This is a genomic window from Acinetobacter sp. CFCC 10889 (genome assembly GCF_003268395.1).
Classification (GTDB): domain Bacteria; phylum Pseudomonadota; class Gammaproteobacteria; order Pseudomonadales; family Moraxellaceae; genus Acinetobacter.
Map to the genome: position 1 here is coordinate 31,321 of NZ_LQXQ01000014.1, position 19,723 is coordinate 51,043.

Consider the following 19,723-nt stretch of genomic DNA (forward strand, 5'->3'; position numbering starts at 1 on the left):
AATGCAAAATCTGAATGAAATTGTGCTTAAAGTTGGTGCAGAAATTTATTTTCAAAATAAGAAATTTTTGATTAAAGCTATCTTAAACTTTGAGGAATTATTACTTTTAGATATTGATAAAAATGAAAAAAAAATTATCAATATTTCACAGTTAAGTTATAAACCTAAAATCGCAATTGAAAATATTTCTTTTGATCATGATATTCAACGTGTCAGTGATGATCACTGGGCAAAAGCATTAAAAAAATATGAAGTAATTAAGCCCTTACTGGAATCGCCAAATAGAACTAGAGCTGATGTAATAAAAAGAGCTAAAGAATACAGTTTTAATGTCTCAGCATTGTATAAATGGATCAAAGCTTATGAAGCTGAAGGTGTAGTGACTTCATTATTGCCAAAAGAACGTGTTGATAAAGGTGGGAAGCGGTTAGATGATAATGTTGAATTGATAATTACTCAGGTCATAAATCAACATTATTTAACTCCACAAAGAAAATCAATATCTTATATACAGACTGAAATTAAAAGAATTTGTAAAAATTCAGAGTTAGAAATTCCACATCACAATACGATAAGAAATCGAATTAAAGAACTTTCAGAATATTCTATGATTTCACATAGATTTGGTAAAAAAGCAGCAGAAGATAAGTTTAAACCCAAAACAGGGCATTTCCCCAATGCTGACTATCCTCAGGCAGTTTGGCAAATTGACCATACTCAATTGGATATAATTTTAGTAGATGATATTTATAGGAGACCAATTGGTCGTCCATGGATTACAGTCGCAATTGATGTCTACAGTCGTATGACGGTTGGCTTTTATATTTCATTTGATCCACCAAGTGCCTTATCTGTTGGTTTATGTTTAACGCAAGCCATATTACCTAAAGATACATATACACAAAGTTATGAATTGAAGCAAAAATGGCCAGTTTGGGGTTTGCCTAAAAAGGTACACGCTGATAATGCTAAGGAATTTAGAGGTGCAATGCTCACTCGAGCATGTCAACAATATGGTATTAATTTAGAGTGGAGACCTGTTGCTCGTCCAAACTTTGGTGGTCATATTGAAAGATTACAAGGTACTTTTCTAAGAAAAATTCATGATTTAGCGGGAACTACTTTTTCAAATATTGCACAAAGGAAAGGTTATGATTCTGAAAAGTATGCTGATAAAACTCTATCTGAACTTGAAGAATGGTTTGCGATTTTAGTTGTAGACACTTACCACATACAAAAGCATAGTGTGATTGGCATGCCTCCACTTGCCAAATTCACAGAAGGAATTCTAGGGACTGATCAGAAAAAAGGAACTGGCTTACCTTCAAGGATTTTAGATGAAAATAAATTAAAATTAGATTTCATGCCCTTTATTTCTCGAAGTATTCAGGATTACGGAGTAGTTATTGATAATATTCATTATTATCATGACGTACTCAGACGCTGGATTAATTTTAAAGATCCGAACAATCCTAGACAAAAGAAGAAATTTACCTTTCGACGTGATTCTCGTGATATTAGCCAAATTTGGTTTTTTGACCCAGAAGTTAATACATACTATCCAATCCCATATAGAAATATTTCGAATCCTAAAATGAGTATATGGGATCTTCGTGAAGCGAAAAAGAAAGCGAAAATAGATCATTTAGATGAAAAATCTGAGAAAGATATTATCGATGCATTCAATAGGCTTAGAAAGATTGAGGAAATATCCTCAGAAAAGACAAAGGCTGCAAGAAAATCTTATCAAAGAAGAAATTCGGGCTTTAATAAGGCGAAAAATCATATTCAATCAGCAAATGAAAATGATGAGCTAAATAATGATCAACAGTTAACAGAAGATTTTCAAGAAATCAAAACAACGCAAATTTTACCTTTTGATGAGCTGGATGATTTTATTAATGAATAGTGAATATATGCATTTAAATGAATCATCAAGGAGTTATATAGATTTACCTTTAGATGAGCGAATATACAAAATACGATCTCCTCGATGGATTGGATATCCACAATCACAATTCGTATTAAAAGAACTGAATAAGTTAATGGTAATGCCTAAAACGCATCGCATGCCAAATCTTCTGATTCATGGTGAGACAAATAATGGCAAAACTATGCTGATTAAGCGATTTGAAAAAATGTATCCATCAAGTGAAAATGTTAATGGAGAAGGTGTCCACATTCCTGTCATGGTTATACAGGCTCCTCCAAAACCTGATGAAACTCGGTTATATAATATTATTTTAGATTCTCTATTTGCACATTATAAGCAAAGTGATCGAGTAGATAAAAAGTTATTTCAAGTCATTCATTTGCTTAAATATGTGCAGTTAAAAGTCTTAGTTATTGATGAAATTCACCATTTATTAGCAGGAAGTACAGAAAAACAACGTGGTTTTTTAAATGTGATTAAATATTTAGGGAATGAGTTACAAATTCCAATAGTTGGTGTTGGTACTGAAGCAGCCAAAAGAAGTATTGCAACAGATCCTCAATTATCAAACCGATTTAAAAGAGTTGAATTGCCACTTTGGAAAAATGATGATGATTTTTTACGCTTACTAGTCAGTTTTGAAAGATTATTACCACTAAAAAAACCATCTGATTTAATCACTCCTCAAATTGCGAATAAATTATTTCTTTTGTCTGAAGGCTATCTAGGAGAAGTATCTCAAATTCTTGTTGAAGCGGCTGTCTTAGCAATCGAAAAAGGTACTGAAAAAATAGATTTAACTATATTAAATGAATTGAAGTGGGAAGCCCCTTCTCGTAGAAGATAATTTAAATATATAGTGAGGTTTTCATGGAAACTTTCAAGATTTTACCAGCACACCCTCACCCATTAGATGGTGAATTGTTTTCATCTTGGTTTGCTCGATTAGCCTTTGATAATGTGTCAAAAGTACATTCTTTTGCAATTGAAATATTTGGGCAACAATATGGTCATAGTTTTTGGACTCGTGATATTGATTGTTTTATTGATCAAAATCGTTCAAGTCAAATATCATACCGTACAGGAATAAATGAGAGTGAAATATTTCAGACTACAATTAGAAGTTATGAAGGGGTTCTTTTTACTCAATTGAATTCTGGTTTTAACAGATGGATATTGCCATGTGGGATTTATCATAGAACTAGAAAAAGTAATTGGCTTGTATTTTGTCCTCTATGTTTGGCTGCTGATCAAGTTCCCTATTTTAGAAAAAGTTGGCGTTTATCTTTATTTACTGTTTGCCCAACCCATCAAATATATATGCTAGAGAGTTGCCCTAAGTGTAGTCAACCGATCAATTTTTTTAGGCAAGAGTTAGGCGAACGTTCAAAATATTTTGTAAATGCAATTACAGATTGCGCTTATTGTAAGTTTGACTTACGAAATTCAAATATTAAGTTAATAGCGTTAAGTGATTCGAGAATAATTCAAGACATTTTTGATTTAATTAAAAAGCACGATGATGGATGGTGGTATTTAAAACAAGGTCAATATGCATTGCCATATAGTTTTGCATATTATGATGTAATTCATTATTTAAGTTCATTTTTAAATTCTAAAGTTGGAACTCCTTTATATGAAGAAGCTTTGATTGATCTGAATTTTAATACTTCAACTTTTCTGCAAAATCGAAAAAATCAGGTTTTTGAAATTCGAAGCTTAAATGAACGATTTATTTTATTAGCTTGCACTCTTTGGTTATTAGATAATTGGCCAATTAGAATGGTTGAGTTATGTAAAAAATATAATTTAACAGCTTCAAAAATTACAAGATCTGAAGTTTTACCGTTTTGGTTCTCAAAAGAAATCGATTTAAATTTAAGAGGAATTGATGTTATTGCTAGAAATTTTAATTAATTTATCATCTATTTCTATTCGTTTCTTATTAGTTATTCTTGTTTCAAACGTACCACTATAACCATTTATAAATGCTGTGCTGTGATACGCCTAAACGTTCTGCGACATCAGTGACCGAATATCCGCGTTCAGTAATCAATTTTACAGCTTCATCTTTAAATTCTGGGGTATAACGTTGTCCACTCATAATGTTTTTCCTATGCAAAAAGAATAGATCATATTTGTCTAGGAGAGTGGTGGCAGTCCATACAGGTCTTGATGATCTTATGGTCGATATTGTTGAATCACAGGATGATCAAGAATTATTGGCACTACGTGTTTCTGATTTTTTATATGAAATTTCTGAAATCTAATTGCCTTTAAATAGTTTTCCGTCTAATCGTAAATAATTTGGTATATTTTAATTATATTGCCATTTCGGCTTATTAGTATGGAATATCTATTACGGTACGAATAAGCATGGCTAGTAATTTTAAGTTATAGTTGATTATTAGACAACTTGCATAACTTAAATTCCAGCTAATCAGCTACCTAAAATCTCCTAAGTGGAAGTCTCCTATTAATTCAATATAAGTCAGCCATGATTACATGACTGACTTTTCTTGATTAAGGGGGAATAGTTTCAGTTTACTTTCTTTGATTCAATAAACCGTAAATACAATTTTCTTCTGCTTCAAGTTGTTTAAAAAAATCAAAAAATCCTTCAACTGCATTGCTATCTGTGATCATGATACCTACTGGCACTGTGGTCAATATATCTTTGGATGGACTACTTACATGAATAATAAAAGCACAAAATGTATTTTCCATGACTAATATTTCAAAATTTCCTTCAAACATTAAGCTGCTTTCTCTAATTGTATGGAAGTTTTTTCCTCCTGATTGATTTGTAATTATTTTTTTATAATTACTTAGAGAATGCTTATCATCTTGAGATGAAACAGGTAGTAAGCATTTGAAGTTATTCGTCATTTTGTTAGAGGATAATCGATCAACAAAATCACCAAATCGATCAGATTTACCCCAAAAATTGTCTGAAGGTGCTAACCAGTACAACTGCTTTTGTTCTGAATGATTACTTTGACATTTCTTAACCGCGTCAAAGAATAATTCTGCATTTTCTTTGGAATAAATAGGTCCTATAAAGTAATGATTCGTACCATGATTTAATTCAGATAACTGATCTAAATGGAATTTTTGATGGCTAAATATGGATTCAATACCCAAATATTCTTCCATATCTAATTTATCAAGTACTTTAACAATATCTTTAATATTTTCCGATTTTTTGGATGATCTAAGAGCTGAGTAAAGCGCATCTTCAATTTTATCAACATTTTGCAAATGGTTAAAATCATTGATTTCAGTAGGAGTTGCATTATCATTGAATGTAAGATTAAGTTGGAAACGACGAGAATGATCTCGCAACTTTTCAACTTGACTCATTTTGTATAATTGAACTTTCTTCTCATCTTCATTTTCAGCAAGGTTGAACTTAATTAAATCTTGGTTGCTATAAAAGCGAAAATTTTTCTGAAACTCTTTATAGACCAATGACTCACTACTAGAAAGAAATTCCTTCGATGCTTCTAACTTAATTGAATTTAGTCCATTATCTGATGAGTTTTGGTTCACCGGTTCTGGGTTTAGACCAATCATTTCGAAATTCATTTTTTGAATACTATCTTCAATTTTATTTACATAGGGGATAGCGCAAACATCTGAAAACGCTTTTTCTAGCTGTTTAGTAAGTGAAAATTTACCATCTTCAAGATGTTGAATCTGTTCTCGATGCAATAAGCTTGTTAACAGCACATCAGTTTCGTGATTAGAAAGCTCTAGAAACTGAGCAATTTTTTCAGCGGACATTGGAGCGATAACCAATAGGCGCAATACCATTGAATCAATAAAATCCAAGGTTTCCTTCGTAGTATAACTAAATGCCACGTTGAATGTTTGTGATGGTAAGGTTACATCAATATCATGATAAGCTATCAGTGACTTTTCCATTAATTACACTCCTTCAACTATAGTTTTTTTACGGTTTTTTTTACGATTGGGTGAGTCTACTTGTACTTTTTTATGCTTTGATCGTTTATTAATACGCTGATATTCTAAAGACTGTTCTGTACGGTCTTTGATATAGGTTAATACGCGGCCTAAAGGCATATCTTTATTCACACCTTGCCACATTTCTTCTGCACCAAATATAACGAGTCTATCCATAGCTCGAGATAGAGCCACGTTAACTCGATTTGGAGACTGTAGGAATGCTGGAAACATACTTGAATCATTTCGAGTTACAGATAATATAATGATTTGATTCTCTTTACCTTGATAGCTATCCACCGTATCAATACGTACAATTGATCTCAATTCATTAGATACATCACTCAAAGCAAAAGCTTTTCTTAGCCGATTTTTTTGTTCAGCATATGTACAAATCACACCAATCGCTGGTTCTTTGATAGAGTTGAGTGAAGGCATTAGACGTTGTAATAAAGACTTGTCTTGGTCAACTCTTTTAAGAAAGTCAATAATTTGATCAATTTCATGTGGGTTGTAAATACTACTACCTTTTTCTAAGGTAAAGTGTTCTGCATTTCCTGTATCGACCCAAGTAACTGTTGCATTTAATTCAGTTGCAATATTGGATTGATAAATATCAGGAACTACACGTTTTAGTCTGACTCCTTCAGCCGACTCAACTCGTGAGTCAATTACAGCAGTTTCTAGTTTTCCTTCATAGAAACATGTTGAAACTAGATTGCCAATACTCGGACTCATACGATATTGGGTTAATAGTTCAGCACTAGCCTGATGACCATAATATGAATCAAAAATACGACCAAAGTCACTTTGCAACTTGATTTCAACATCATCTTTGGAAATACCAAGTTGTTTTGCTAATGCTTTTTTATGCTCAGATGAATAAAGTGGAGGAAGTTGGTTTTGATCGCCTACCAAAAGAATTCGCGTACCTGATTGCATTGCAATAGCTAACTCAGAAGGTATAGAGCGTGCTGCTTCATCAATAATGACCCAATCAAATACTTGATTTGCAATACCGATACTTTGTTGTCCTACACCAACGCATGTACCACAAACTAATTGTCTAGTTTTGACCAAAAAACTCTCATAATTAGCATTTTGGCTTTCAATCAACGGTTCATAGTCGAGTGCAATATTAATCAGAGCTTTTGCTTTTAGTCCTTCTTCATTGGATACTCCATGGTATTGATTGAGTGCGATAAACGTAATTGTGTCAATTTTATTTAACTGATTCAAAACAGATATATTCTTTTCATAGATACAAGCTTCGAGTTGCTTCATATAATCTTGATTAGCGTAAAATTTAGCTTTAAGTTTATTCATTGCTGATGTAAATGATTGTTTATATTCATCTAATGAGAAGCTGAATTTCTGCTCTATATCATCTTGATCAATTGATTGGTAGGCTGATCTAAGATGATTTAATACATCGACTCGTATTGTATATAAATCACTCAAATAATCAGTATCGAGCGCTAATTCATTAGAAAGTGCTATTACTCTCTCTCTGAGATTTGATTTGAAAAGCTCTTTTTGGCTAGTAATAATTGAACCCGTATAGACATCTTTTAATTCATTAGACACAGCACTTTCTTTGTTACTGATTCGAGCAATGCTTAATTCAGTATTATGTTTTAAACACTGTTTCCGGATACGCTCAACACTAGTATTGACAGCTTCATGTGACTGGCTGACTATAAGAATATTACCAACATTTAGTTTGTCATAGAGATAGTGTGCCAAAGTCGAAATAAATTCTGTTTTACCTGTTCCTGGTGGTCCCTTTAACATTGAAACAGGACCATACTTGACTACTTTACGAAAGGCATCTCGTTGCAATGGATTTAAGCTTTTAATCAGTTCATTTTTCGCATTAAATACATCATATTTTTCAAAATCGGCATCTGAGATTTCGATTCCATAGTCTATGGCGTTAAGCTCTAGTGTAGGCTCAAAAAAATCAATAAGATTTGTAATTCGGGCTTTATTTTCCAGAATATTCTTTAAAGCATCTGCACGTTTACGATTAGATGATTTATCTGCTTTACTTTGTAAAAACAAAGTTGCTTCAGTAGGAACTTCATTAACTTTTTTACAAAAATCAATCCACAATTCACCAATCTTGGATTGTGCAATATTCATTGTACCAATACAGAAAGTATAATCCCCCCTTTACCAGTTTCTTTAGTACACATTACATCAACTTTATCAGTTTTACTGAATTTAGCAGAAATGTCTTCTTCTAAGTCATAATATGCAATAGCACTAGTTGAATTTTTATGGTGTTTATTTTCAACAGTCTTTAATGGCTCTGATAATATAATTGTAGGGTGCGCATGGCGTTCGGTAACCATGACTTTTTTCCAAAGTTCTTTTGTTTCAATATCAAATGGTTGTTGATACGCAGACTGAATGGTATTTCCTGTTACTGTTGTCTTAGCATCATTGTTATTTTGAACAAAGTGCTTAGTCTCTTGTACTTGATTTACTTCACGTTGGATTTGTAGTGCTTCTTTTTTCTCTTTAATTTGGTTTAACTGAAGTTGATTATACCGATCTAACGCTTCAGAAAAATTTTGATCCTGTGAAAGAAAATTGTTTAAATCAACTATATTATCGCGCTTACTCATTCCAGATAAAGGGTGTACCTGAATACTGGCATCAATACTACAATCAGCGTCTTTACTTGCTCTCCACCATAACTCTTGTTGTTGTACAAAGTCTATAAAGCTCAACTCCTTTTGATGTGGCTTATAGAATCCTTTAAGTGTGCCATTAATACCACTAAGAGTAAGTCGAATATCTCCTTCACGAGCAGGTTCAAGTTGGATATACAACTTTCCATTTTCTGGATAAATAATGAAAGGTGAATCAACTTTACCAGTATAAATCATGATCTGAGGTGCTTCTTTAACATCAGCCCCTTTACATTCGAATGCTTCCATAAATCGAGTGTTATCAATATAACGAACACTTTCATCTTCAAGTAATTCTGTTTTAAAAGCTTCGTATAACCAAGTTAAAGATTGATCTAGCGGAGTATGTTGTTCAGTAGATAGAACTATGCCATATAATTCGGCGATTAACTGCAATGCAGCATAGTTATCACATTGTTTTATCGTTGGGGTTTCAATATCTTTTGGATAATAATGGCTAGATGAATCGCGTTGTAAAACCTCAGGGTGATAACAATCTGTAAAGACCACATTTAAGTTTGTGCGATCTACCAAGATATTGTGATCATCTAAATGACCATGATGATATTCATGTTCATGAAAACTTTTTAAGGATTGCAAAAGCTTAATTGCAAGATCATTTTTTTCTTGATCAGATGAGTTCTGTACCGCAATTTTCCATGGTTCACCTTTCACAGATGCTGTAACTAGATATACTGACGCTGTGATAGTCGATAAACCAAAATCAATAATTTGTGGAAGAAATTTTGGGCTAATTGACTTGATCGATTTTAAATCCTCAAAGAATCGCTTATAACAACTTTTTTGATAAGTCGTCATTGAAGACGGGACTTTCCCCATCCATGTTTTGACAAAACTATTCTCAGATGCATATAGCGAATATTGAGCATTAACTTCTAAAGGCGCTCCCAACATAGGATAACTAATATAAATATTTGTCTGATTTAAAAAAGGGTCTAAGACAGCCTCTTCAAGTTCATAGCTAATTTCTTCGGTTGGTTTCCCTGCCAAAAAGTCTTGAAATAATGTATCAGTATTTTCATATCGCCCAGTTAATGCACAAATAAGTATTCTTTCAAGCCAATGATCTTGATCTAATTGAGCTGTATCAAAGCCTTTTAATGATTTTTGACTTAAACGTTTGTTCTTCCAAATATGAACAATTATTTGAGCTAACCAATACACATCCTGTTGAGTTACTGTTAAATCTAAATTCGGGCGGTTGGCCGATGTGTTTAGAAATGGCAATATATCAACTAGCTCAGTATCTGGATGGGGTGAATGTGTTTGATCACTTGCAGCTGAAAAATTTGATAACTGTACTTCTTTTTTGTAAGAGATCCATACACTGTGATCACCTATATCACCATGGACAATACCCATTTGATGTAGTTGATTAACTTTACTAATCAAAATTTGGAATAAATCGAATTTCTCAGAATCACTCATTTTTGTAGCAAACGAACCAATAAATTCATTAATTCGATGACTATTATCTGGTAACTCATATAATTCGTTGTATTTAGATGTCATATCATCTAATGTCGGATTTGTAATAGGGTGCAAACAGCTTTGGTAAAGGTCAGGTTTTTCAGTTTTGATTCTTTGGAAAATTTGACGCTCATTACAAATAAAATCAAAACGATGTTGTGGTTGGCTCATTTTTGAGTTACTAATCTGTAACTCATTAAAATCCCAACAGCGCATTAAGGATTTTTCGCCAACTATGTTCAAAGAATGTGCCTTATATTCGGCATAAATATTTTTAGGATGACGAAAAATTAGCTCGCCACGTTCATGATTATTGATAATCAGTGAGCGTGGTTGAATTTGATCTGGAGCAAAAATTTCATCAATAATTGGATGGTATTCTTTTTTAATATTCCAAATGCGACCATCACGTTCAAGATGTGCGCGGAACATCTCATCAAAAATAGAGGGTTGAGCTAATTGTATAAACTCATCTAGTGAAAGAATATGTTCTAAATCTTCTTTTGGAAGACTCGAATAATCAGCCTTACCACACATAACGACAAAGTGTTCAACACTTTGATTATGAAAAGTAATACCTTGCTTTCGCTTTTCTTTCACCATGTCATCTAGTTTATTACGAACGAGAAACATCTTATTTTTGTTCTTTTCAACAGGACATGGATCTTTCTCTTGGTTATCTAGATACCATTTCCCTGCACTCTTTGTTACTTTCTTACCATTCCAGTCTTTAAACTCAATGACTAGAATGTTTGCGTGCGTGATTACTAGTAGATCATATTCAAACTTTTGTACATCTCGCGCACCTCTCCCTTTTTTACCTGTTGAGTGCATAAATTCAAAACCAGCATATGCTCTCCAGTTTTTGGTTTTAGGAGATACATCAAAGACCTTTTTGATCTTATCTATGGCTTTACGTTCGTGTTCGTGGATACCAGTTTCGGTATAGCTAATTTTCATTATTAAAAATCCTAAATTAAATCAATTATTTATTTTTGTACATACAAAAGTAGAGATCAAAAAAATGATGCAATATTTTTTACATTCACTAATGCCGTATATACCTGTTAGGTTTTTTAGAAAAAATACTTAAGAAAGAATTTTCTCTTGTGTTTAGTACTTTGTTTGTTAGGCTTTATGGCCCTCCGAAAGAAATATTTGTTAAGTTCAGTAGGATTTAAAAAAAAATAATTTGCCGAAAGTTTTGATAAAACATCTGAGTCTTCGTGCATGATCATTATTGTAATGATCTACCTCAATCATTGAGTTTAAGCAAAACGTATTTCACTTAAACTGAGCAGAATCTGTTTTTAAATACTATAGAAATTATTTTAGATGTCTAACATTTTTTTTTAAAAAAAGAAAAAAAACAACCTAAGTTATTGTAAATATTTGATTTAAATATTTTATTGGAGATAAGTCTTTGAAAATAGTAAAGTCAAACTACCATAATGAATTCACCAGACAGAGAATATTTCACAACTAAGCTGTAACTTTAATCTGTGCTGTTCGGATAGTTTTTTTAAATTGTGTGAAATCTTTCACTCTATTCAGATTGGCATGTCTAAATATGATTAATTAACTGAATTTTAATGATGAATTCACATTCACCTAACCAACTTTTAGTCCCTTTTTTATTTTCTATAGCAATACAAAGTTCTTCCATCTGTTTTTGCATTTGATTCTTTTAAACTTAAAAGTTGGCATGTAATTTAAATTTCTGTAAATTACATGCTTTAAATTAACACTAAATGTAAAGCTATTGTATGAAATATCAACATGATGAAGCAATATGCATGCAATGTATCGAAGATAAATTTCTTCGTGAATTAGTATTTGAAAAAAATAAAAATCAAACATGTATTGAATGTGGAAAAAATAATTACTCTATTAGTATTAAAGAGTTGGCAGAATATATAGATACATTTATTCGTGAGCATTTTAGGCACGGAACATATGAACGTAGATTTAATATTGAGCATGATGGCTATTGGGATGAGCAGGGAGGAGAGGATCTAATTTCAATAATTAGTATTATTTGTGGTCAAGATTTTAAATGTGTTGATGACATTGCCCAAATTTTAATTGAACAAGATGTATATGATGTCCGTGATGGTGAAGATCCCTTTTATGGGTTAGATATTGGATATGAAGAGAAAAAAATTTATCTTGATGACATACACAATAGTTGGCAACAAATAGAAAATGAAATAAAAACAAAAAGAAGATTTTTTAGTAACAGAGCACAAGAATTTTTTGAATGGTTATTTGATGATATCGAGCATTTACATATATATGACCATCAAAGTGATCCTACTGAAAGGAGAAAGAGCGTTATTTATGAATTACCAGTAGATACATTATTATTTCGTGCACGCAGAGCTGATACTTTAGAAATTTGTAAGCAATATATTGATAGTGCAGTTAAAAATATTTCTCCACCCCCAGCAAAATATGCAAAGGAAGGACGAATGAATGCTAAAGGTGTTTCAATTTTTTATGCTGCAACGGAAAAAGAAACATGCATTGCTGAAATGAGAACTTCAATTGGAAGTTTCGTTGTGCTTGGGCAATTTAAAACTGAAGAGCCAATTAGAATTTTAGACTTTAGTTATTTTGAAAAAGCTTTTTGGAAAAATAGTCTATTAAGTTATTTTCAAGATGATTTTGAAGAACAGGTAAAACGTAGAAAATTTTTAAAAGAAATTCATAGATTAATAAGTAAACCTATCATTTCTGGTTATGAAGATGGGTATTTAATGACTCAAGCATTAGCAGAGTATATCGCATATGTTTACCCAAAAAACATTGATGGATTGTTATTTAAATCTACACAACATGATAAAGGTTCAAATATTGTTATCTTTTCTAAAAAAAATAACAGGTGGCGAAATAATCAGGAAGGTTTTTCAATATTTCCTGTTGAACTTGTAAGTAACAGTCTTGAAATTCATAAAATTGTTGGGATAGCATACGACGCTAAAAAAATTAATTTTTCTAACTCAGATAACAATTTCTATATAGAAAGGGATTATGATGAAGATTACTAAAAATTATTTGAGTCAGAGGTATCAATTATTTTTTTAAGCTTTGAATTGTTATTTTGAGCTAATAATCGGTTCGATAATATATCAAATAATGATGAATATTTTTGTCTAAAGATTGAGATTATAATTTTATTGGTATTATTTTTTTCAAAAAAATAAATTTCAAAATTTTTATTATTCTCAATAAATTTAATAAACTTAAGCCCACTTCTATCAAATTGGTCTAATAATTTTAATAAACCATTTCGTGGTATAATAAAAGCAACATATTTTTCGTTAAATAAATTTAATTTAGCTTGATTTATTGTGTGAAATATTATTTGTGCATTTAGTTTAATTGGCTCCTTAAGCCTTGCTGCAATGTATTGCGCAGCTGCTAAATGGTGTGAACCACCAGAGTTTGATAAGAAAAGTTTGTCATTCCACCCATAAATAAGAAAATTATCACTTGTTGTTTTTGGTGAATGGATGATACGAATTTCATAATGATTCAGCATTTTTTTTAATTGTTCGACACATATTATTTGAACATAAGAAGGACAGTATTTTTCAACAAATTCATCTATAGACCGAAGTTCATTTAAAGGTGATTTTGAATTAGAAAAACCATCAAGTTCAGATATATCGACACTATAATTTTTATGGCTGTGTTTTTCAAATATTGGGTTGAATACTGATATTAATTGATTAACATCTTCTTCAGTCATTTTGAATTTAATAGTGTATCTTGGGAGTAATGATTGACTATAATAATGTGAAGTTTCTATCTTTAGATAATGAAATGGGAAAACATCATAGGAGCAAATACTATCAGCATCCTCCAATAAAATTTTTGACACATTTTCTTTTTTCAAATCATTGTAAAGCTTATTTTTTATAAAAAAATCTAATATTAAATCAAACACTTTAGCCTCCTAGTATTAAACATTTGATTTTATTAGTTTATATATTTTTTCGGCTATATGTTCTACTGTTTTGCTAGAATGCTTTAGCCCAGTTTGCTTTCTTTTTATCCCAGATGAAATATTTTGTAAATTACCTAATCGTCCGAATAATTGTGTCATTTTATCTACTATTAATTTAGTAGACATATGCAGATCACCAAAATACTGTAATATTTCGTATTTATAGCTATCATTTTCATGCCGACCTTCAGTATCTATAATGATAAATTTTTCTAACAGATTTTTATTTCTCAATGTTATTTCTGCAATCATAAATAAGCGTCGTTTTCCAATTTTTTTCTTTTTATCAAAAGAAAAGTATGACCATTGTCGTTTTTTGCTTGAAGTTAAAAGAGGTGCTGGTGCTGTTCCAAGTATAGAATGATCATCAATGCTGATTAGTTCTGCATCAACATCAGGATATTCATTTAGAATATCAATAATTTTTTTGAATGTCTCAAAATCAGCTGGAAGAGAGGCTTTATCATCTTGTAAATTAGCCTTCTTTGTTTCATTTTCTGTAAATTTACCATCCCCAGTGCCATACTGTTTATATAATGTGTCATGTATCTGAGTTTTCATTTGCCCAGCTTTATAATCACATTGATCTTTTTCTGTTTTTTTGATTTCTTTATTTTTTATATGTTCAAATCTATTGGTATCATTTTTGAATATATCTGGTTCGATACTATTATCAGGCTCCTCCGTTGAACTAAGAGGTTTCTCTTGAGTTTTTTTATTAGTTTTTTGAGGGCGATTAATTTCTTTTTTTTTCTGAGTCAGGTTTATCTGTTTCAGAATTGGCTTTACGTCCATCGTTGTCAGCTAAAACTTCAAGAGTTTCAAAAGGAAAAGGATGAGTACAGTTTAAAATTCTTAAAACTAATATACGGCGATGATTGTACCCAATAGTTTTACTTCTTACTGTTAATTCGGTTTCACCCATAAATGGCAAAATAGTTTTTGGGTGTAAGTTAGATGCTTTATTATACTTTTGGAACATTAGACTATCATGAACTTCTTGTGCGGCTTTGTATGCTGTTTCATCATTAAGTATTCGACCTAACACCCAGCAATCGTTATCACTAACAATTTGCCTTCTATGAACAACACAATAGGTATTATTTTTCATACCACTGAAATTAAGGTTAACAAATTTATTGATATTGTGTGAAATCTCGCCTGTATAAATTGCTTTTGATAGTAATGTTGATGTTGCAAAATAAAATCGAATAATTTCAGTAATAGGTATAATGATTCCTGCTGGGTCATCACCTAAAGGGAAGCACAAACACCATGAGTCTTTACCAAATCCTGATGTTCGATGATCAGCATAAGTAATTATATTTTGATTGCCAATTTTATCAGTTGCTTTAAAAAGGCTTGCATTTTCTGAATTTATGGTAAGTTTTTCTTTGCTTCCCACAGTTTGTTGTAAAAGTTTTCCATTCTTTAATAAAGATCCGACAGATAAATTAACTATTTGACCGACACCAATTTCTGTAGTTTCCCATTTTTCAATGGCTTCTGTTGAAGCAAGGTTTCCTTCATAATTTTCTTTTATTAGACCTAAAAGTATTTTCAGAGTTGGTTCAGATTCCACATTAGAATTAATTTTGATATCCCCTCCAAGCCATTCGACTCGCCATAATCTATCTTTGTATTCAGGCGCGTTCAAATGACTAATTGAATAAGGAGGCTGATTCATAGTTATTAATATGTTTAAGTAAATTGCTTTATAGAATCTATTTAAAATTAAACTCAGTCTATTATATTAATGTATCAGTCTATATTATCAATGTAATTGTCACCACCACCGACCAAGGCAATGGCAGATGCCGTATGATGTGGTGCGCGAAATGGGCGTTGTCCAAAATGATGCTGTAAATTTGCAATCGAATAAATACTGGCAACTTGCAGATTTTCTTGATGATTTAAAGGTGGCAAAATACTCGGCAGACGAGAGGCTAACAAGGTTTTACCTGTGCCTGGCGGACCTTTAAATAAAATAGAATGTCCTCCTGCCGCAGCTATTTCCAAGGCTCGACGTGGGCGCACTTGACCTTTTACATCCGCCAAATCAAATTTGTAATGTTGTTGTAAGGTTGTACCTACATTTTCAGTGGCAGAAATTTTTTGTGTTTCTGCAAAATGTTCACAAACTTGTTTTAAATGTGAAGCAGCAAAGACTTCAATATGGGGCAGTTGAGCAGCTTCTTCAGCATTTTCTTTGGGAAGCATTAAACGATGTTGAGCGTGCTGACACGCCATAGCAATGGTCAAAGTACCTGAACTTGGTCTGAGATGCCCATCAAGTGCTAATTCACCAATAAATTCAAAGTTATCTGTTTGACCCTCAGGAATCTGCCCTGTTGCAATCAAAATACCCATCGCAATCGGTAGGTCTAAACGTGAGCCATCTTTGGGTAAATCCGCAGGTGCTAAGTTGATGGTTAAGCGTTTAGTGGGAAATTGAAAACCACTGTTAATAATCGCTGAACGCACCCGATCTTTACTTTCCCTGACCGCAGCTTCAGGCAAACCGACAATGGTTAAAGAAGGTAGACCAGCACTGACATGCACTTCTACTTCAATTTGTGGCGCATGTAACCCGAGTAAGCCTCGGGTATAAATTTTGGCGAGAGACATTTTATTATTTCCAATTTGCTTTATTTTTAATCGTTTTATTATTTTTATGCACTTTTTTTGTGCAAAAATACGGTTTTTTATTTTTGAACCAATGCTTCTAGCGTTTTAACTTGTGCTTGTAGTGCAGTTAAGCGGGTATTGGCATTTTGTAGTGCAGTTTTTTGACGTTCTAATTCATCTTTAGAAACTAAGTCCATTTTACTGACTGCTTCATTCAGTAAAGCACGTAAATTATGTTCTAAATCTTTCTTCGGCTGATCAACTTGTTCCAAAATTGCTTGTAATAGTGTTTCAATCATAGGAATGTCCAAAAAATTACGATATTGGGCTAGTTTAACATTGCTTTGAAATAGACCCTAGTGCTAACTGAAGAGCATCGGTTGAATTAATAATAAAATACAAAAAATCAATCACAAATATAAAATTTTTAAAGTGAAAACTACAAGAAAATGTATAAAATAAGGTACAAGGCGATTTCTTACAAAATAACTTAACACTCCCCAACCGTTAAGTAATTTTGGCATGAAAATTGAACATAAAACCTTACTGGTGAGAAAAGCCGAAGGAAAACAACATGAAACTCGTAACAGCAATTGTAAAACCATTCAAACTAGATGATGTCCGTGAAGCATTGTCAGAAATTGGCGTTCAAGGAATTACCGTCACTGAAGTGAAAGGTTTTGGTCGTCAAAAAGGTCATACTGAACTTTATCGTGGCGCTGAGTATGTCGTTGATTTTTTACCAAAAGTAAAAATTGAAATTGCAATCAGTGATGACATGGTGGATTCAGTCATCGAATCAATCACACGTGTTGCAAGCACTGGAAAAATTGGTGATGGGAAAATTTTTGTCACTAATTTAGAACAAGTCATTCGTATTCGTACAGGTGAAACTGGTGCGGATGCTGTTTAATTTGGCATGAAGTTTGCTGAGTAACACATAACTCAGAAAAAACTTGGTTGGGGGATACGAATGAAAAAAATGCTACTTGCGCTCAGCCTGTCTGGCGCACTCCTTGGTGGATCAGTTGCGTGGGCTGAAGAAAACGTAACTGAACCCACCACTACAGTAGTCGCTGAATCAAGTGCTGCTGCTCCAACATCTCTATCAGCAACAGAAAGTGTTGCACCTGTCGAAGCACCTGCGGTGGAAGCAGAACCGACTTTAAATACAGGTGATACCGCTTGGATTTTGGTATCGACGGCTTTAGTTTTGCTTATGACCATTCCAGGCTTAGCTTTATTCTACGGTGGTATGGTTCGTAAGAAAAATGTCCTCAGTACCATGGCACATAGTTTACTTGCTGCTGCAATCGTCAGTATTGTTTGGGTGGTGGTCGGTTATACCCTAGCATTTAGCGGGGGAAATGCTTTTATTGGTAATTTAGATAAAGCTATGCTTTCAGGCATCACAACGGATGCACTCAGCGGCTCTATTCCAGAAATTCTTTTTGTTATTTTCCAAATGACTTTTGCCATTATTACGGTGGCGATTATTAGCGGTTCTATCGCTGAACGTATGAAATTTAGTGCTTATATTGCATTTATTACCATCTGGGTTGTTGTTGTATATGCACCAATTGCACACTGGGTGTGGGGTGGTGGTTGGTTAATGAATGATGGTGCGCTTGATTTTGCAGGTGGAACAGTTGTTCATATCAACTCTGGTGTTGCAGGCTTAGTGACTGCATATTTACTCGGTAAGCGTATCGGGCTGGGTAAAGAATCAATGGCACCACATAACTTAACTTTAACTGTACTCGGTGCAAGCTTGATCTGGATCGGTTGGTTTGGTTTTAATGGCGGTTCTGCTTTAGGGGCAAATGGCTCAGCAGCGTATGCTTTGGTGACTACACAAGTTGCAGCAGCGGCAGCCGCACTCGCTTGGCTATTGGTTGAAAAAGTGGTTCGTGGTAAAGCATCAGTATTGGGTGCAGCATCAGGTGCAGTTGCAGGTTTGGTGGTGATTACTCCCGCAGCAGGTTTTGTGACTGTTGGTGGCGCATTGATCATGGGCTTAATCGGTGGTGTGGTGTGTTTCTGGGGCATTTCAGGTCTAAAACGTTTATTAAAAGCGGATGATTCTTTGGATGCTTTTGGTTTACATGGAATCGGCGGTATCGTGGGTGCGATCTTAACGGCTGTATTTGCAAGTGAATTTATCATGGGTGACAAAGTACCGACTGATATGATGCATCAACTTTGGGTACAAGTTGAAGGTGTACTTGCAACGATTGCTTATTCTGCGGTAATGACTTTTGTGATCTTAAAAGTGATTGACTTGATCATTGGTATCCGTGTAGGTACAGATGATGAGCGTATGGGGCTTGATTTAAGTCAACACGGCGAACGTATCGAATAAGATAAAATAAAATCCTATCCAAAGCAGTACTATATATTGTGTAAAACAGCCCAATTGGGCTGTTTTTTTTCTATATATTGCGTAAAGCTCAACAACAATCCATTTTTTTGATACACTAAAGCAATTCTTACAAATGTGTTCAGTAAAACCATTATGCATTGTCCATTTTGCAACGCCGCAGACAGTAAAGTGATTGACTCACGTTTGGCAGCCGAAGGTTGTCAAATTCGTAGACGTCGTGAATGTATTAAATGTGCAGAACGTTTTACAACTTTTGAAACCTACGAAGTCGTCATGCCACGGGTGAATAAATCGGATGGTAAAAGTGAACCTTTTGATGAGTCTAAATTACGCCGTTCATTGATGCATGCGCTACAAAAACGTCCTGTGACCCAAGAACAAATTGAAACGGTTCTTAGCGATATTCAACTGAAAATTCGCCGTTTGGGTGAGCGTGATGTACGTTCACGGATGATTGGGGAAATTGTCATGCAGTCTTTATTTGCACTGGATCATGTCGCTTATGTACGTTTTGCTTCGGTCTATCAAGATTTCCAAGATGTAGAAGCCTTTCGTCGTCAGATTGAACTGATGCAACACCGTGATCAAGAAAAGCAAGATTGATGCTGAAT

14 protein-coding genes and 3 pseudogenes are annotated in these 19,723 nt (G+C 33.3%); 8 read left to right on the forward strand and 9 right to left on the reverse strand.

Features of this window, described 5'->3' with window-relative positions:
* The first annotated feature begins 1 nt into the window (after window position 1).
* Genes AVJ19_RS07000 through AVJ19_RS07010 form a run of 3 tightly spaced genes read left to right on the forward strand, consistent with a single transcriptional unit; the run spans window position 2 to window position 3,850 of the window.
* The gene (locus AVJ19_RS07000; protein ID WP_162626559.1) at window positions 2-1,909 is read left to right on the forward strand and encodes a Mu transposase C-terminal domain-containing protein; all 1,908 of its coding nucleotides are present in this window, start codon (window positions 2-4) and stop codon (window positions 1,907-1,909) included.
* Window positions 1,902-2,780 (forward strand): TniB family NTP-binding protein, encoded by an 879-nt coding sequence (locus tag AVJ19_RS07005; RefSeq protein ID WP_171334174.1) that lies wholly within the window; start codon window positions 1,902-1,904, stop codon window positions 2,778-2,780. The genes AVJ19_RS07000 and AVJ19_RS07005 overlap by 8 nt, the downstream gene beginning before the upstream one ends.
* Before the next feature lie 23 nt (window positions 2,781-2,803).
* Complete coding sequence (locus AVJ19_RS07010; protein WP_111859048.1) at window positions 2,804-3,850, forward strand: TniQ family protein; 1,047 nt, start codon at window positions 2,804-2,806, stop codon at window positions 3,848-3,850.
* 58 nt (window positions 3,851-3,908) lie between these two features.
* Here AVJ19_RS07010 and AVJ19_RS07015 read toward each other — a convergent pair.
* Window positions 3,909-4,037 (reverse strand): annotated as a pseudogene (locus AVJ19_RS07015) (transposase); the annotation flags it as partial.
* 58 nt (window positions 4,038-4,095) lie between these two features.
* Between AVJ19_RS07015 and AVJ19_RS22865 the strand changes: the two are divergent.
* Window positions 4,096-4,203 (forward strand): annotated as a pseudogene (locus AVJ19_RS22865) (type II toxin-antitoxin system death-on-curing family toxin); the annotation flags it as partial.
* Between the two features lie 274 nt (window positions 4,204-4,477).
* Here AVJ19_RS22865 and AVJ19_RS07020 read toward each other — a convergent pair.
* From AVJ19_RS07020 to AVJ19_RS22480, 3 genes are read right to left on the reverse strand one after another with little or no spacing between them, the layout of a single operon-like run.
* Entirely contained in the window at window positions 4,478-5,860 is a 1,383-nt protein-coding gene (locus AVJ19_RS07020; RefSeq protein ID WP_111859049.1) for a hypothetical protein, read from the reverse strand.
* Window positions 5,861-5,863: 3 nt separating this feature from the next.
* Entirely contained in the window at window positions 5,864-8,044 is a 2,181-nt protein-coding gene (locus AVJ19_RS22475) for a DEAD/DEAH box helicase (protein WP_228203310.1), read from the reverse strand.
* Window positions 8,041-11,049, reverse strand: coding sequence for a nuclease-related domain-containing protein (locus tag AVJ19_RS22480; RefSeq protein WP_228203311.1), 3,009 nt, complete (start codon window positions 11,047-11,049; stop codon window positions 8,041-8,043). The genes AVJ19_RS22475 and AVJ19_RS22480 overlap by 4 nt, the downstream gene beginning before the upstream one ends.
* 806 nt (window positions 11,050-11,855) lie before the next feature.
* Between AVJ19_RS22480 and AVJ19_RS07030 the strand changes: the two genes are divergently transcribed.
* Window positions 11,856-13,139 carry an RES family NAD+ phosphorylase gene (locus AVJ19_RS07030; RefSeq protein WP_111859050.1) on the forward strand — a complete coding sequence of 428 codons (1,284 nt, stop codon included), beginning with the start codon at window positions 11,856-11,858 and terminating at the stop codon, window positions 13,137-13,139.
* Here AVJ19_RS07030 and AVJ19_RS07035 read toward each other — a convergent pair.
* From AVJ19_RS07035 to AVJ19_RS07055, 5 genes and pseudogenes are all read right to left on the reverse strand, one after another.
* Window positions 13,136-14,041, reverse strand: coding sequence for a DUF6685 family protein (locus AVJ19_RS07035; RefSeq protein WP_111859051.1), 906 nt, complete (start codon window positions 14,039-14,041; stop codon window positions 13,136-13,138). The two genes, AVJ19_RS07030 and AVJ19_RS07035, sit on opposite strands and share 4 nt — an antisense overlap.
* 15 nt (window positions 14,042-14,056) lie before the next feature.
* A complete protein-coding gene (locus tag AVJ19_RS07040; protein ID WP_111859052.1) occupies window positions 14,057-14,896 on the reverse strand; it encodes a hypothetical protein in 840 nt (279 codons plus the stop codon).
* Window positions 14,838-15,788: a hypothetical protein gene (locus AVJ19_RS07045; protein WP_111859053.1), complete on the reverse strand. Its 951-nt coding sequence runs from the start codon at window positions 15,786-15,788 to the stop codon at window positions 14,838-14,840. Before AVJ19_RS07045 ends, AVJ19_RS07040 begins: the two co-directional genes overlap by 59 nt.
* A 95-nt stretch (window positions 15,789-15,883) precedes the next feature.
* Window positions 15,884-16,729: pseudogene (locus tag AVJ19_RS07050) on the reverse strand (YifB family Mg chelatase-like AAA ATPase); the annotation flags it as partial.
* A 77-nt stretch (window positions 16,730-16,806) separates the two neighbouring features.
* The gene (locus AVJ19_RS07055) at window positions 16,807-17,028 is read right to left on the reverse strand and encodes an accessory factor UbiK family protein (RefSeq protein WP_111859055.1); all 222 of its coding nucleotides are present in this window, start codon (window positions 17,026-17,028) and stop codon (window positions 16,807-16,809) included.
* 275 nt (window positions 17,029-17,303) lie between these two features.
* Between AVJ19_RS07055 and glnK the strand changes: the two genes are divergently transcribed.
* From glnK to nrdR, 3 genes are all read left to right on the forward strand, one after another.
* Window positions 17,304-17,642: a P-II family nitrogen regulator gene (gene glnK, locus AVJ19_RS07060; RefSeq protein ID WP_005094485.1), complete on the forward strand. Its 339-nt coding sequence runs from the start codon at window positions 17,304-17,306 to the stop codon at window positions 17,640-17,642.
* Between the two features lie 60 nt (window positions 17,643-17,702).
* The gene (locus AVJ19_RS07065; RefSeq protein WP_111859056.1) at window positions 17,703-19,091 is read left to right on the forward strand and encodes an ammonium transporter; all 1,389 of its coding nucleotides are present in this window, start codon (window positions 17,703-17,705) and stop codon (window positions 19,089-19,091) included.
* A 153-nt stretch (window positions 19,092-19,244) separates the two neighbouring features.
* Window positions 19,245-19,715: a transcriptional regulator NrdR gene (gene nrdR, locus AVJ19_RS07070; RefSeq protein WP_111859057.1), complete on the forward strand. Its 471-nt coding sequence runs from the start codon at window positions 19,245-19,247 to the stop codon at window positions 19,713-19,715.
* Window positions 19,716-19,723 lie beyond the last annotated feature (8 nt).